Source organism: Paenibacillus rhizoplanae, assembly GCF_042684125.1.
GTDB classification, from domain to species: domain Bacteria; phylum Bacillota; class Bacilli; order Paenibacillales; family Paenibacillaceae; genus Paenibacillus_AQ; species Paenibacillus_AQ rhizoplanae.
The window spans coordinates 1-14,250 of sequence record NZ_JBHUKY010000011.1 but is presented as its reverse complement, the minus strand read 5'-3'; the positions used below and the strand labels follow the sequence as shown (position 1 = coordinate 14,250).

At 53.7% G+C, this 14,250-nt stretch carries 14 protein-coding genes, 1 rRNA gene and 1 riboswitch; of the genes, 2 read left to right on the top strand and 13 right to left on the bottom strand.

Annotated elements, in window-relative coordinates; genetic code table 11:
* Nucleotides 1–3: 3 nt before the first annotated feature.
* The 9 genes from purS to ACFSX3_RS03695 all read right to left on the bottom strand — a co-directional run bounded on the left by purS (nt 4) and on the right by ACFSX3_RS03695 (nt 9,472).
* The gene (purS, locus tag ACFSX3_RS03735) at nt 4–249 is read right to left on the bottom strand and encodes a phosphoribosylformylglycinamidine synthase subunit PurS (protein WP_019913657.1); all 246 of its coding nucleotides are present in this window, start codon (nt 247–249) and stop codon (nt 4–6) included.
* A 110-nt stretch (nt 250–359) separates the two neighbouring features.
* A complete protein-coding gene (locus tag ACFSX3_RS03730) occupies nt 360–1,250 on the bottom strand; it encodes a phosphoribosylaminoimidazolesuccinocarboxamide synthase (RefSeq protein WP_209992050.1) in 891 nt (296 codons plus the stop codon).
* A gap of 259 nt (nt 1,251–1,509) precedes the next feature.
* Complete coding sequence (gene purB, locus ACFSX3_RS03725) at nt 1,510–2,805, bottom strand: adenylosuccinate lyase (protein WP_209992051.1); 1,296 nt, start codon at nt 2,803–2,805, stop codon at nt 1,510–1,512.
* Between the two features lie 6 nt (nt 2,806–2,811).
* On the bottom strand, nt 2,812–4,155 hold the full coding sequence (purK, locus tag ACFSX3_RS03720) for a 5-(carboxyamino)imidazole ribonucleotide synthase (protein WP_379258037.1): 1,344 nt from the start codon (nt 4,153–4,155) through the stop codon (nt 2,812–2,814).
* The gene (gene purE / locus ACFSX3_RS03715; protein ID WP_209992052.1) at nt 4,152–4,637 is read right to left on the bottom strand and encodes a 5-(carboxyamino)imidazole ribonucleotide mutase; all 486 of its coding nucleotides are present in this window, start codon (nt 4,635–4,637) and stop codon (nt 4,152–4,154) included. The genes purK and purE overlap by 4 nt, the downstream gene beginning before the upstream one ends.
* Nucleotides 4,638–4,880: 243 nt before the next feature.
* Nucleotides 4,881–4,982: riboswitch (purine riboswitch) on the bottom strand.
* Nucleotides 4,983–5,145: 163 nt separating this feature from the next.
* Nucleotides 5,146–5,580, bottom strand: coding sequence for a universal stress protein (locus tag ACFSX3_RS03710; RefSeq protein ID WP_209992053.1), 435 nt, complete (start codon nt 5,578–5,580; stop codon nt 5,146–5,148).
* A 50-nt stretch (nt 5,581–5,630) separates the two neighbouring features.
* Nucleotides 5,631–5,894, bottom strand: a complete 264-nt coding sequence (locus ACFSX3_RS03705) for a DUF1294 domain-containing protein (RefSeq protein ID WP_036693313.1) — start codon at nt 5,892–5,894, stop codon at nt 5,631–5,633.
* A 78-nt stretch (nt 5,895–5,972) separates the two neighbouring features.
* On the bottom strand, nt 5,973–7,220 hold the full coding sequence (locus ACFSX3_RS03700) for an MFS transporter (RefSeq protein WP_379258041.1): 1,248 nt from the start codon (nt 7,218–7,220) through the stop codon (nt 5,973–5,975).
* A gap of 113 nt (nt 7,221–7,333) precedes the next feature.
* Nucleotides 7,334–9,472 carry a DNA topoisomerase III gene (locus ACFSX3_RS03695; protein ID WP_209992054.1) on the bottom strand — a complete coding sequence of 713 codons (2,139 nt, stop codon included), beginning with the start codon at nt 9,470–9,472 and terminating at the stop codon, nt 7,334–7,336.
* Between the two features lie 130 nt (nt 9,473–9,602).
* On the opposite strand from ACFSX3_RS03695, the gene tsaA reads away from it, so the two are divergent.
* Together tsaA and ACFSX3_RS03685 are read left to right on the top strand one after the other, a co-directional pair.
* Nucleotides 9,603–10,046 carry a tRNA (N6-threonylcarbamoyladenosine(37)-N6)-methyltransferase TrmO gene (gene tsaA, locus ACFSX3_RS03690; RefSeq protein ID WP_209992055.1) on the top strand — a complete coding sequence of 148 codons (444 nt, stop codon included), beginning with the start codon at nt 9,603–9,605 and terminating at the stop codon, nt 10,044–10,046.
* Nucleotides 10,047–10,065: 19 nt separating this feature from the next.
* Complete coding sequence (locus ACFSX3_RS03685) at nt 10,066–10,971, top strand: helix-turn-helix domain-containing protein (protein ID WP_209992056.1); 906 nt, start codon at nt 10,066–10,068, stop codon at nt 10,969–10,971.
* Between the two features lie 169 nt (nt 10,972–11,140).
* Here the strand turns inward: ACFSX3_RS03685 and ACFSX3_RS03680 are convergent, their stop codons facing one another.
* From ACFSX3_RS03680 to rrf, 4 genes are all read right to left on the bottom strand, one after another.
* On the bottom strand, nt 11,141–12,274 hold the full coding sequence (locus ACFSX3_RS03680) for a DUF4179 domain-containing protein (RefSeq protein ID WP_209992057.1): 1,134 nt from the start codon (nt 12,272–12,274) through the stop codon (nt 11,141–11,143).
* The gene (locus ACFSX3_RS03675) at nt 12,249–12,845 is read right to left on the bottom strand and encodes an RNA polymerase sigma factor (RefSeq protein ID WP_379312647.1); all 597 of its coding nucleotides are present in this window, start codon (nt 12,843–12,845) and stop codon (nt 12,249–12,251) included. Before ACFSX3_RS03675 ends, ACFSX3_RS03680 begins: the two co-directional genes overlap by 26 nt.
* A gap of 150 nt (nt 12,846–12,995) precedes the next feature.
* Nucleotides 12,996–13,742: an acyl-[acyl-carrier-protein] thioesterase gene (locus tag ACFSX3_RS03670; RefSeq protein ID WP_209992059.1), complete on the bottom strand. Its 747-nt coding sequence runs from the start codon at nt 13,740–13,742 to the stop codon at nt 12,996–12,998.
* 229 nt (nt 13,743–13,971) lie between these two features.
* Nucleotides 13,972–14,088, bottom strand: a 5S ribosomal RNA gene (gene rrf / locus ACFSX3_RS03665).
* Nucleotides 14,089–14,250 lie beyond the last annotated feature (162 nt).

The following is a 14,250-nucleotide window of genomic DNA, read 5'->3' as shown; positions in this document are numbered from 1 at the left end:
CGTTTAGTCCTCCAATTCGTAGCGGTAATCCTCGATCACCGTGTTGGCCAGCAGCTTCTCGCACATTTCCTTCAGGCGTCCTTCCGCTTCTGCGCGGTTATCGGTATCGAGGGTCAGCTCCATATACTTGCCGATCCGCAGACTTTCAACTTCCTGGAATCCAACGGAATGCAGGGCACCCTGCACGGCAACTCCCTGAGGGTCGAGCACGCTTTTCTTGATGGTGACGTAGACTGTCGCTTTTAACATACGCTTGTAGTTCCTCCTAGAATTTAATGAACTGATGGGCCTTTATCTGAAAAGTAACACTCACCTGCGCTTACGAATGATTATGACTGCGAATGATGCCAAGCCTTCTCTTATAACGACTTCCCGGTCAGGCGGTGATAGATATCCAGGTACCGGCGTGACGTCTCTTCGACTACCTCAGTCGGCAACGGGTCCGGCGTACTGTTTTTGTCCCAGGAGGAGGCTGACAGGTACGTCCGCACTGGCTCTTTATCCATACTGTCAATCTCAATATCCAGCGCGTATTTTTCCTTGGCCCAGAAGCGTGAAGCATCGGGTGTAAAAATCTCGTCAATCAGGATAACCTTTCCATCCAGCAGCCCGAACTCAAATTTGCAATCCGCAAGAATGATGCCGCGCTCGTTACAATATTCTCTGGCAAAAGCGAACAGCTTCAGGCTTTTCTCCTTAAGCTCCAGCGCAAGCTCTGCACCAATCAGCTCCTGCATTTGTTCAAAAGGGATATCCTCATCATGCCCAACGTCATTCTTGGCTGCCGGTGTGAAAATCGGTTCGGCCAGCACCGCATTCTTGCGCAGTCCCTTGGGAAGCTCAATGCCGTTCACTTGGCCGGTCTCCTGATACTGCCGCCAGCCGCCGCCGGTAATGCAGCCGCGCACGACGCATTCGATATCAATCCGCTCGGCTTTGCGGACCACCATAATACGGTTCCTTAGCGCTTCTCGGTCCTTCACAATATCCCCGAGCTTGTCCACCTCGATATGCACCACATGGTTCTCGATCAGCTCCCGGGTCTGGCCGAACCAGAAGGCGCTGAGCCGGTTGAGCACATTGCCCTTGTCCGGCACCGCCGGGTCCAGCACATAATCGAATGCGGAGATCCGGTCTGTCACCACGATCAGTACTTCATCCCCCAAATCATACAGCTCACGAACCTTGCCTTTATAGAGCAGCGGCGCATTTATGATTTCCACGGCAGTGGATACGGCCGATGATGTCATGACCTTTCCTCCCTTGAACAAATGATCTTTCTACATGATTATTCCTTTGGGTTAATAGGGTCACTGCGGGAATTTTGGACTTCCGATCGCTGTTATGTTTGAATTTCCTGATTTGAACCGCTGAGCGGTAGAAATCCAAACATAAAGGCGAACGCTAACGCTTCTCCAGCTCCAAAATCCCTCTCCGTTCCTCCTTTAACCCCAATATCTAATCTTCTCCAGCTCATCAGTTCACCACTGACTTACCTTTTTTTTAAAATTAAATGAGTTCCAGCTTGCGGAAGATGGTGTCCACATGCTTGAGATGCCAGGTAGGATTGAACGCATCCTCGATCTCCTCCGCGCTAAGCACGGCAGTGATCTCCGGGGTTGCTTCAACAATGTCACGGAACTGGGTCTGCTCCTCCCAGGCCTGCATCGCACGCGGCTGCACTGTGTCATATGCCTGCTCGCGGCTGAAGCCTTTGTCGATCAGCTTCGTCAGGATACGGCCGGAGAACGGAACGCCGAAGGTACGGTTCATGTTGCGCTTCATATTCTCAGGGAATACAGTCAGGTTCTTCACGATGTTGCCGAAGCGGTTCAGCATATAGTTGAGCAGCATCGTCGCATCCGGCAGGATAATCCGTTCTACGGAAGAATGCGAAATATCGCGTTCATGCCACAGCGGCACGTTCTCGTAAGCTGTCATCATATGACCGCGGATGACACGCGACAGGCCGGAGATGTTCTCGCAGCCAATCGGATTACGCTTATGCGGCATGGCGGACGAACCCTTTTGACCCTTGGCAAAAGCCTCCTCTACCTCGCGGATCTCACTCTTCTGCAAAGCGCGGATCTCGGTAGCGAATTTGTCCAGGGAAGTAGCAACCAGTGCCAGCGCCGCCATGTATTCCGCGTGACGGTCACGCTGCAGGGTCTGCGTGGAGATCGGTGCAGGGCTGGTGCCCAGCTTGCGGCAGACGAATTCTTCCACGAACGGGTCGATGTTGGCATAGGTGCCGACCGCCCCGGAGATTTTGCCGAATTGCACGCCGTTCGCCGCATGACGGAAGCGCTCCAGGTTCCGCTTCATTTCCTCATACCACAGCGCCATCTTCAGGCCGAATGTTGTTGGCTCTGCATGTACGCCATGGGTACGGCCCATCATCGGGGTATCCTTGTAGGCGATGGCTTTATCTTTGAGAATCTCAATGAACCGGATGATATCCTGCTCCAGAATCTCGTTGGCCTGACGCAGCAGGTAACCGAGCGCCGTATCGACAACGTCCGTGGAAGTCAGTCCGTAATGCACCCATTTGCGTTCTGCCCCCAGACTCTCGGAGACCGCACGGGTAAAAGCAATGACATCATGGCGCGTCTCCAGTTCAATCTCATCAATCCGCGCGATGTCGAATTTGGCATCCTTGCGCAGCTTCGCGGCATCCTCATGCGGGATCACTCCCAGTTCGGCCCATGCCTCACAGGCGCAAATCTCAACCTCCAGCCACGCGTTGAATTTATTCTCTTCGGTCCAAATGGCCCGCATCTCAGGTCTGCTGTAACGTTCAATCATAGCTTGTCAGTTCCTCCAAAGGTTAGTTTGCTCTACCCAGGACAATCCGTCGCCGGTATCCTTGCAGAGCAGGTTGATATGGCCCATTTTGCGGCCGGTCTTGCTCTCGGTCTTGCCATATATATGAAGCTTAGGCGATACCCCAGGCTTGTTTGCTTCTTCATCCGCGCGGCAGGCTGCCTGAATGGCCCCATCCAGATGCTGGCCGAGTACATTCACCATCACTACTGGAGTAAGCAGTGTAGTCTCACCCAGCGGCAGATTGCAGATCGCCCGCACATGCTGCTCGAACTGCGAGGTGACGCAGGCATCCATTGTGTAATGCCCGGAGTTATGCGGACGCGGCGCCAGCTCGTTGACGAACAGCTCTCCATCCTCGGTCACGAACATCTCAACCGCCAGCAGTCCGACTGCCTTCATGCCGGAGACAATCCGCTCGGCCAGCTCGCAGGCCCGTCGCTGAATCTCCTCCGGTACCCTCGCAGGTACAATCGAGAGATGAAGGATATTGTTCACGTGGATGTTCTCGGCAGGCGGGAAGCTCTTGACCTCTCCCGATGCGCTCCGGGCGGCAATGACCGAAATTTCGCACTGAAAGGCGATGAATTTCTCCAGCACCAGCTCCGGTACATCTGCTTGCGCCCCCGGTGCGACCTGCCGGAACGCAGCGGCCAGCTCTTCTGGCTTGCGGATGACGGCTTGTCCCTTGCCGTCGTACCCCCCTGTGGCTGTCTTCAGCACACAGGGCAGGCCCAGGTCGGCAGCCGCCGCTTCCAGCTCCGCCAGGCTGCCGACCTTGCGGTACGGGGCAACGGGCACGCCCGCCGCCTCAATTGCTGCCTTCTCGCGCAGCCGGTGCTGCGTCGTATACAGCAGCGCGCTGCCCTGCGGCACGTACGATTCCTCCGTCAGCAGCGCGGCTACGCCCGCGTCAACGTTCTCGAACTCGTACGTGATGACGTCCGCGCGCCGCGCCAGCTCGCGCGCGGCGTCCCGGTCGTTATATGCCGCAGTAATCTGCGGCGTAACCTGCCCGCACGGCGCATCCTTTGCTGGGTCCAGCGCCACGAAGCGGTACCCCATGGCGCTGCCGGACAGCGCCAGCATGCGCCCGAGCTGCCCGCCGCCGAGCACGCCGATCGTTGCGCCGGGCAGCAGCGTCCGTGGCAGCCGCGCCCCGGTCTCTTCCCGCTCCGCTTCAGCTCCGGCAGCTATCGCTCTGCCTTCAGCCTCTATCACCCACTCCGCCCCGGCACCTTCCGCTTCGCCTTCAGCCTTCATCACTTGCTCCGCATCAGTCCGCTCCGCGCCACCCTCCAGCCGTCCGGCCTTCAGCTCCTCCGGGCTCATAGGCTCTCGCTGCTTTCCAGCACCTCGCGCTGAGTGGCCTCGCGCCGCAGCTGCACCCTTCTCGCCACCTCCGGCTCGAAGGCGCCGATGATCTGGGCCGCCAGCAGCCCCGCATTAATCGCTCCGGCACGGCCGATGGCTACCGTGGCTACCGGGATGCCCGCAGGCATCTGCACAATAGACAGCAGCGAATCCATGCCGTTCAAGGCCTTCGACTGCACAGGTACACCGATGACCGGCAGCGTAGTTTTCGCAGCCACCATACCCGGCAGATGCGCCGCGCCGCCCGCTCCGGCGATAATAACCCGCAGGCCGCGCTCCGCCGCCTCCTCGGCATAACGGAACATCATATCCGGCGTGCGGTGTGCGGAGATAACCCTTTTCTCATAAGCTATGTCCAGCTCCTCCAATACCGCACAGGTATGCTCCATCGTTTCATAGTCCGATTTGCTGCCCATAATGACACCTACTTGCACAGACATCGTTCACCCAGCCTTCCATTTCCGTTATAGAGATTCTCTGATTTAAGTGTGTCCCGTTTCCTGCCAATTCCCGCATGAACCGTGAAAAATAGCCCGGACTCCAGACGCATTCTGCTGCGGGTGGACCCGGACTACTAAGGAATCAGATGATAACCGCCCGGCAGCTGCACACTCCGCGTCCTTGCAGGGCAGGAGAATGCAGGAACACCGCCCCGGGTTGTGGGGTGGCTATCCGCTGTCGTTCCAGTTATCCTATTTCCTCGTAGTCCGGCAATTTACGGTTACCGGGTAGAAACTTCCGGGCCCTATCCCCGGTTTTATACGAGCTCTTCATAGATTCAGTTTAACAACGCCCTACACATCATGTCAACTTAAACACGAACATTGTCATATCATGTCTGCAAATTGTTCGCTTTTGAGCATAAATGAAAATCTTATTCCCGCTAATCCGCCCATCTGCACATTAAAAAAAGGGGAACGCCGCAGCGTTCCTCTACTAAACTTCCTATTATTTAACAACCAGCACCGGAATGCGCGCACTTTGCACCACATTATGGCTGACGCTGCCCAGAACGAATTCCCGGATACCGCCCAGCCCCCGGCTGCCGATTACGATCACATCTGCATCCTGCTCCTTGGCATAATTCAGAATGATTTCTGCAGGCGATCCCTGCAGCAATTCTACCGTAGCATTCAGACCTTCTGCTTCCAAGCGGCTTTTCACTTCATCCGTAGTCTGGACCGCGAGGTCATAATAATCCTTGTTCACCGATGCCGGCAGAGGCGCGAGAGCTTCCCCGATGAAGAATCGCGGGAATTCAAATGCGTGTACGACGTACAGGGAGGACCCTGGAGTTACCTTGGCCAGCTCAATCGCCCGTTCCAGAGCCTGATTCGAAGCTTTTGAACCGTCATAGGCAAGCAGAATTTTAGAGAATAACATTTACGCCACCTCTTTCTATTATTTACATCATCACCAAACCTGCAAGTGACTTACCTCAAAAAATATCCATACAGCACCATATTCAGCAGCAGCAGCAGCGGAATTCCTAGTCTGAAGGAAGTATGCCTTGTCTTGTGGCGTTTGCGGTACATGGCAATCAGCACACCCAGCGCACCGCCCATGAACGCCAGCAGAAACAATGTTTTCTCCGGCACCCGATCCCGTCTTTTCCGGGCCTTGTTCTTGTCTTCCGACATCACTACATACCCGATAATGTTGATCAGCGCGAACCACAGCAATACCACCTTAACCATCCTCCCGGCCCCTCCTCCTAGCATCCTATCTGCTCTCTATTATATTACCCTTTCCGGCAAAAAACCAATAACCTCACATCACCGGCCCTGCAACTGCCGCTCTTTCTTGCTCCGCCCGCCTGCGGCTCCGGCTTCCCTGACCCAGAACCAGGACAGTACCGCCGCAAGCGAAGCTGCAATGGCGCCCAGCCAGAAGCCTCCGCGCAGACCGTACGCCGCACTCATCCATCCCGCTACAAAAGGACCGCCGGACATGCCAATCGCATACACCGCCTGATAGAACCCCATCGCTGTCGCCCGCTTGAACGGAGCTACCCCGGAGACCGATTTACCCAGCAGCAGCGGGAAGATCAGGCCCTGCATGAAGCCGTTCCCGATCTGTGTTACACATAACGCCGCAAGCGTTGGCATCGAAGGAATGAGCAGCGTGAACACCGCACTTCCGGCAAAACCGAGCATCAGCGTCCCCCGGTCCCCCAGCCACCGGCCGAACAACCGCGCTCCATAGAGGGTCGCTATCGCATGAGGCAACATAAAAGCCAGCGTCAGCCAGCCGAGACTCCCCTTGCTCGCTCCAAGATAGAGCGCCTGATTCGGCGTGTAGCCGAACATCGTAATGAACAGCACACAATGGGCCAGTACCGATAACAGCGATACTTTTACCAGTAAAGGCTCCTTCACCACACCGGCCAGATCCTTGAGCTTAATCGCCGTGCGCTTCTCCAGCTGTTGCTCCGGAAGACGGACGACCAGCAGCATCGCGGCCACCGCCACAATCCCTCCGATGATGAACGGGGTATTCCAGCCGAAGTGGTCCACGATATAGCCGCTGATCATCATACTGGTCAACTGGGCAATCACCGTGGTGAACTGGAGCATGCCCATAGCCCTGCCCGCCTCTTCTTTCGGAAAATACCCCGCGAACATCACCGAGTACACGACCCACGCCGATGCCGCTATCCCCGAGACCGCCCGCGCCGCCAACGCCCAGCCTGGATGTGCCCCTGCCAGGAACAGCAGACAGCTCGCTCCGCTTGCGATCAGCCCCAGATAAATGAACGGCCGCCGCCGGTTAAGCACATCTGAACCCATCCCTATCGGCAGCCGGAACAGAATCTGCATCAGGCCATATATGCCCAGCACCGACCCCACCATGACATAAGAAGCTCCCAGATGCTCCACATACGGCGAGAGCACCGGAACATAGATATAAGAAGAGAACCAGAACATGAAGACTATCACCAAAAAATACAACCGGCTGCTCCCCTTCTTACCCGGAGTCCCTGCCGCTTTCACCACACCCTCTATCCCTTCAGCCGCTGCCACTTCTCCACCTGCCCCACTCTATTTACCGGAACCCTAACACCTGATCCCGTATCAATCCTCTACAGTAAAGCACATCTACCGTCCCTTAGACAGCCTTATTCAGCTTCTTGAGGCTATTCTCCCTTCTGCTTCGCTTCCATCGCAGCCTTCAGTAAATCGCCAAGGTTAGAGCCGGAACTTTCCGTCTTGCTATACTGCTGAACCAGCTTCTGCTGCTCGCGTTTGTTGATATGCTTGTGGTCCTTATCCAATGTCTCTGTAATTCCGCAGCCGAGACACTGCACATACTTTCCGGCCTTGCCTTCCTTCATCTCCATCTTCTTATGGCACTGCGGGCAGCGGCGGTTCGACAACTGCTTCTCACCCGCACGGGTGTAGCCGCAGTCCTCCTTCGGACAGACCAGCAGCTTGCCGCGTTTGGTCTTTTTTTCTAACATCCTTGTTCCACACTCCGGACAATGGCTGTTAGAGACATTATGCGGCTTGTATTCCGCTCCGCTGTTCTTCACCCCGGACACCAGCTCCTGTGCCATACTTCGGATACCCTGCAAAAAAGGCTCCGGGCGCCCTTGCCCGCGCGCAATTCTCTCCAGCTCCGCTTCCCAGCGTGCCGTCAGCTCCGGTGTACGCAGCTGCCCCGAGACCAGCTCAATCAATTGCTTGCCCTTGCCGGTCGGATGCAGCAGATTGCCCTGCCGTTCAATCGTATCCGAGCTGACCAGCTTCTCAATAATATCCGCACGTGTGGCCGGGGTCCCCAACCCATGCTTCTCCATCTGCGTCAGCAGCGTGGCTTCATTATAACGCTTCGGCGGCTGTGTCCGTCCCGGCTTGATGATGCAGCGCGCAAGCTTCACGCTGTCGCCTTCCCGTAGCTCCGGCAGCTTCACACTGCCTGCTGCGGGTTCATCCCCCGCATTCTCCTCGTCGTCATCTGAGCTCATATCTCCGCCGTATACCTCACGCCAACCTGCATCCTTGACGGTAGTTCCCTTCACATAGAAGCTTTCACCATCTACAGTTACCGTCACAGCTACGGCGTCATAACGGGCCGGAGGATAGAACAGGCTAATGAACCGCCGTACGATCAGATCGTAGAGCTTCCGCTCTTCCGCACTCAGCAGATTGAGCAGTACCGTCTGCTCTGTCGGAATAATCGCGTGGTGATCGCTGACCTTGCTGTCATCGACAATCCGCTTCGTGACCGGCAGCGGCTTCCGCAGCAGCGGTCTGGCGAGGGCTGCATACGGCCCGACAGCCACACTGTCGAGTCTTTCCTTTAACGTACCCGTCATATCAGCGGTCAGATAACGGCTGTCTGTACGCGGATAAGTGACCAGCTTATGCTGCTCATACAGCTTCTGCAGCACACTTGAGGTCTGTTTGGCCGAAAAGCCGAATTTGCGGTTGGCATCGCGTTGCAGCTCTGTCAAATCATACGCCAGCGCATGCGGCTCGCTTTTCTCACTCTTCTGGACCTTGGTAATCCGTCCGCTGCGGCCGGTGAGCTTATCCTTAAGAATGGCGGTCTTCTCTCGCTCAAAAATCCGGCCGTCCCCGCCCTGCGCTCGCCACCCCGCCTGGAAATTCCCGAAATCCCCAGTCAGCAGATCGAATTCCTGGGAACGGAAGCCGGTGATCTCATTCTCCCGGTCCATAATCATTCCAAGGGTAGGTGTCTGTACCCGTCCCGCCGAGAGCGGCGCGCCGAACTTGCAGGTTAAGGCCCGCGTCACATTCAGCCCAATCATCCAATCCGCCTCAGCACGGCAGCGTGCAGATTCATACAGCCGGTCGAAATCCCGTCCAGGCCGCAGCGAAGCAAACCCTTCCTTAATCGCCTTATCCGTCTGCGAAGAGATCCACAGCCGCCGGAACGGCTTTTTCCAGCCAGCCATATTCATAATCCAGCGGGCCAGCAGCTCACCCTCACGCGCCGCATCCGTTGCTACGATCAGCTCCTCGATATCCTGCCGCTTCATTAGCTGCTGCACAGCCTTATATTGCTGGCTGGTCTCACGCAGCACCTTCAGCTTGGCCTTCTCTGGGAGAATCGGCAGATCCTCCAACGCCCAAGTTGCATATTTATTGTTATAGTCCTCAGGCTCAGCCAGGCCAACCAGATGCCCCAGCGCCCAGGTCACCACGTATTTCGGACCTTCCATATAACTCTTCTGTTTATTCCCGCAGCCCAGCACCCGCGCAATCTCACGGGCCACCGACGGCTTCTCAGCCAATACCAATACCTTCATCGTCCAAACCCCTCCCTGTCATCAACAACCTATTATACCATGACATACAAGTCCGCAATTATCATCAGGCCGAATTCCTTTCACTTCAGATAGACTAGAATCATCCCCCAGCCGAAAGGAGTCACAGCCAATGCCCGCCTCAGAATCGTATAATATTATACCAGTAGGAGTAGTAACGGGAACACAGCAGAACCTGCGACTTGAGATTAGACCCGAATACAGACCTGCCTTGAAGGGGTTAGATGCTTTCAGCCACTGCCAGATCCTGTGGTGGATTCATGAGTTTGCAGAAGATTGCTTCCGGGGAACTACACAGATCGAGCCTCCCTATAATGCGCCGGTAAGCGGTGTTTTTGCGACCCGTTCTCCGGTCCGCCCTAATCCGATTGGACTTACGGTTGCCCGTATTATATCCGTCGACCTAGATCAGGGAATTGTTGAGGTCAGCGGACTGGATACCTATCCGGGAACGCCCGTGCTTGATATCAAAGCTTATTTCCCTTCCACTGACCGTGTCCGTCAGGCTAGAGTGCCCGCATGGGCTGCCTCATGGGGAGAGTGGACTATAGAATAGCCATCGAGGAGAGGATTTTATGAAGAACACCCAGCTCATTCTGCAGGCCATCCAATATATTGAATCGAATCTGAAGCAGCCGTTGTCTGTTCTGACCCTCTCCAGAGAGACCGGCTATTCCCTGTTTCACTTCATCCGCCTGTTTCAGGGGGTTACCGGACTCACACCGGGCGACTATATTGCACGACGGAGAATTTCCGAGGCGGCCCGGGATATTCTAAGCAGACCCGAGCGGACTTTTCACGAGATCTCACTGGACTATGCTTATAATGATTACGAGACCTTCACCCGGGCCTTCAAAAGACTGCTGCACACTACTCCCACCCATATTAGCCACAAGGCTAACCCGGATATCCCTCTACTGCTCCATCCCTTGCAGCCGACTGATTTGCCGCATTGGTCAGACCAAAAGGGCGCCTCTCCTGACCTGATTGAGCTTGGGGAAATCAGACTTCAGGGGCCATTCATTACCGTTATGCAAGATCAGTCGATCATCGGATCAGCTTGGGAGCAGCTATTCAGCAGCATTTCCGCTATCCCGGATCGCAAGCTTCCAGAACAATATTACCAGCTAGGCTATTGGCCGGATAACTATGAGGATCAGGGAATCTCCTTTCACATTGCCTGCGAATTGAACTCCATAGCATCTGTACGTGCCGGCACTATCGTTCAGTCGAGCTACCAACAAACCAGCCACAATCTGCCTATTCACACACTGCCGCCAGCACGTTATCTCAGATTTAAGCATACAGGACCGTCCGCAGAAGTTTCTGCCACCTACAAATATATCTATGGCGTTTTTCTGCCGAGAACCGATTACCGCCTGAACCTCTCTTATGAATTTGAATACTACGGTCAAGACTATCTGGGACCCCACCATCCGGACTCCATAAGTGAAATCTACATTCCATTAACGCTTCTCTAATCAGCAAAATAACCCCACAAAGTGGGGCTTTAGCGTAGGTGATGACTCAGGTACTTTGCGGGGACCCCAAAACATATAAATTCTTATCTATCAAAAAAGCCCGCATCTGCACAGCAGACGCGGACAAGGGCTCAGCCTATTTTACCTATTCCCGCTTTCTTTCTCGGGTTCACGGAATCACTATAGTGCTCTCAAGATCCTTATGATAAGTTCTCACCGGTTTCCCATTAGCATCCAACAAGAGCTTCAGCTCATTATCCAAAGTCATTGTATACGGTTTGACCGTAATCGTCTTAGGTTTTTGCGGGAAGATATTGTACAGACTATCCACAATAGGATGCTGAACGGCCTTCATCATGGCATATCCCTGGCCGGAAGTAGCCACATTACCGGCATCATCCACAAGCTCATAGAATACCGCCGTTGGACCATATTCCCCTGTCTGCTCCGGCGATGCAGGCACCTCTCCTTCGCTGGTGACGACCAGTCTCATCGCAGCAGGCGTGATGTCCAGACTCTTTACTTTATAATGGAAGGAGTCTTTGCTTGCCCCCTGACCCGGAGTAAGATTGATGATCCCCTCCGCAAGCTTCTTCACCGTCACCTGGAACTTAAAGGGCTCGGCGATTTGGGCAACCGGCACACTGATATTTACCTTGAATTCATCTCCAAGAGCTGATGTATCCCACAATTCCCTCATTTCCAATAAAAGGGTATTGGGTTGCCCCTGTACGTCGCCTGTAGAAGAAGAACCGAAGCCCATAGGCTCACCAGATTCCAGGGTAACTTCAGGCAACCCCAGCAGCCCTTTAGTCGATTGATCAAACTCCCGGGTTTTATAATCAGTGATTTCCGCCAGCATTCGCTTATCCGCTACTCCAGCTCTTTCAAATCCAATAGCCAGTTGAATTCCGTCATAAAATACCTCCGTAACACTTAACGTCACTCCATCCTTGGTCACGCTCATGTTAGGTGAAGTGGTTAACCCCTGTTCCGCCGCCAATTTCAAACCTGGGTTCTCCGTATGCTTGAATATACTGCTGAACACGGGGAGCTGACTCAAGGTATCGGCCCAGGCCGGGGAGATGAATCCTGCAGTTATCGTACCTAATCCTATCAGGGCGGCTATGCTTGCGGCTGCTAACGTCTTCTTAAGCAATTTGCTTCCTCCTCTGGTCTCCAAATGTTCGATCCGGTTCATAATCTGCTCATTATAGCTATCTACAGGAAGCTCTACTCTTCCGACGCTACTGCGAATATGTTCCAGCATTTGCTTCTCAATTTGATTCTGCCACTTCTCCATGAGCACACCCTACCCTTTCATCCGCTTTTTGCTGAATCAGTTTTTTACGCAGCCGTTCATATTTTTTGCGCAGCGCCGCCGAACTGCTTCCGGTAATCACTGAGATCTCTTCGAAGCTGTATTGTTCAATGACACGAAGGATTAATAGTCCCCGCTCTTCCGAAGTGAGATTTTCAAAAATCCGCTCTACCGGCGACTCCTCCGGCAACGCTTGTTGATTCGTCATCAGTTGAAGCTTATAAAGGGACAGCAACCGGCTGCGGCGCTTACGCCTGCGAAGCTGGTCCAGGCAATGATGATAAGCCACCTTATATAGCCAGGCCGAAAAAGAAACCCGCCGTTCATAACGCCCAAGCTGCTGATACACCTTAACGAATATATCCTGCACAGCATCCTCTGCTTCTTCACGGCTCCTGAGGAGGTAGTAGCAATACGTGTAAATCTTTCTTTCATATTCCGTAATTACTGTTGTAAAAGCTTGCCTGTCACCTGCGTGTACCTGATGAATGGCTTCTTCAATCTTTTTGGATTCAGGTGGGCCCCCGGGGTTGCCTTGCTCCAAAGAAATCACCTCCATTTTCCTTTTACACCTGTATAACGAATGCCAACTGTGTATTTGTGACATCTATGGAAGTAGCAAATATGACAAAAGACAGTTCCCCTGAGATTCGAGCAACTGTCTAGAATTGATGCTATGTAAGTATCTCTATTAGATATCAACCTATCTCTTAAGCTTCAGGCAAGCTTCAAAAAAGATCCGCTCCCCGCCTTGTCCGCGCACATATACACCGTCTTCAGTCAGAGAAGAACGCATAACACTGATCTCCTCACCATACTTGGCTTCCTGGGCATAGGTGATATGAAGCCCCGTAAGCTCTAACTCCTCCCACTCCTCCAGCGCCAGTGCATCACAGCATAAATCTGCATACCTCGCATTGTTAAGATGTTTGTTGTTATCCAGACCGCTATATCTTACCTGATAACGGTAAACCTCCTGTAAGAGAAGTTCGGGTGGTATGATCACTTTATCCGGCAGACTGCCTACGGAATCCTCTACATACGGCTCGACAACAATAGGCAAGGCGGACGGACGCAAAATCTTTCGCTTCCCGATATCCACAAGTGCCCAAATCGATCGCGCCGAGGCAAGCTCTACACCTTGGGCATCATAGATCCGGTAATCCCGCTGCCAGAGCGCTCCTTTGTTTCCTTTACTCCAGGTATGTACATCAAGAAGCTCACCCGGGGATGGCAGACGCTGGAGATTCAGATCCAGGGTGATGACCATCCAGCCCATGCCCGCCTTGAGCATACTCTCCATACTTAGCCCCAGACTGCTTACAGCCGAATCCGCAGCACGCTGCATAATATCCAGCAGGAAAGATAGCTTGACTCTTGACCGGTAATCCGTGTCACTTGCCTGAACCCTGAATGGCTCTGTCCACAAAAGGCTGCTGTGCTTGTCCATAACTTTTGGCTCCTTCACCTGTCTATCCCCAATTTTCCGTGCCTATCCACATTATTCTACCGGATATCCACATCATTTGGGGAGAAGTATCAAAAAAACTAAATCTATCCACATGTGCATAAGTATGCGCCACTTGTAAAAAGACCTGCAATCTACTCACAAGCTGTCCACAACGCTTCCCCGAAAATACAAAAAGACCACTGTCGAGGAATCAACAGTGGTCTTAAGTGCTTGGCAACGTCCTACTCTCCCAGGACCCTTCGGTCCAAGTACCATCGGCGCTGGAGGGCTTAACGGTCGTGTTCGGGATGGGTACGTGTGGAACCCCTCCGCTATCGCCACCAAACATGATTTTTGCGCTGCGTTGACATCCGTGAGATCACTCCCGCAAAATATCAATCCTCAGAAAGGACATGCAGCTTAAAATCTTTCAGGAATTTGATTCCTGAAAACTGAATCCGAAATGAATCTGCGTGTTAGAAATTTGGATAAGCCCTCGACCGATTAG

Bases quoted from the DNA above. Each gene is read 5' to 3' on its own strand.
- ACFSX3_RS03680 (WP_209992057.1), bottom strand. From the start codon at position 12,274: ATGGAGAAGTGGCAGAATCAAATTGAGAAGCAAATGCTGGAACATATT.
- ACFSX3_RS03705 (WP_036693313.1), bottom strand. From the start codon at position 5,894: ATGGTTAAGGTGGTATTGCTGTGGTTCGCGCTGATCAACATTATCGGG.
- ACFSX3_RS03695 (WP_209992054.1), bottom strand. From the start codon at position 9,472: ATGAAGGTATTGGTATTGGCTGAGAAGCCGTCGGTGGCCCGTGAGATT.
- ACFSX3_RS03730 (WP_209992050.1), bottom strand. From the start codon at position 1,250: ATGACATCATCGGCCGTATCCACTGCCGTGGAAATCATAAATGCGCCG.
- purK (WP_379258037.1), bottom strand. From the start codon at position 4,155: ATGAGCCCGGAGGAGCTGAAGGCCGGACGGCTGGAGGGTGGCGCGGAG.
- ACFSX3_RS03670 (WP_209992059.1), bottom strand. From the start codon at position 13,742: ATGGACAAGCACAGCAGCCTTTTGTGGACAGAGCCATTCAGGGTTCAG.
- purE (WP_209992052.1), bottom strand. From the start codon at position 4,637: ATGTCTGTGCAAGTAGGTGTCATTATGGGCAGCAAATCGGACTATGAA.
- ACFSX3_RS03685 (WP_209992056.1), top strand. From the start codon at position 10,066: ATGAAGAACACCCAGCTCATTCTGCAGGCCATCCAATATATTGAATCG.
- tsaA (WP_209992055.1), top strand. From the start codon at position 9,603: ATGCCCGCCTCAGAATCGTATAATATTATACCAGTAGGAGTAGTAACG.
- purS (WP_019913657.1), bottom strand. From the start codon at position 249: ATGTTAAAAGCGACAGTCTACGTCACCATCAAGAAAAGCGTGCTCGAC.
- ACFSX3_RS03710 (WP_209992053.1), bottom strand. From the start codon at position 5,580: ATGTTATTCTCTAAAATTCTGCTTGCCTATGACGGTTCAAAAGCTTCG.
- purB (WP_209992051.1), bottom strand. From the start codon at position 2,805: ATGATTGAACGTTACAGCAGACCTGAGATGCGGGCCATTTGGACCGAA.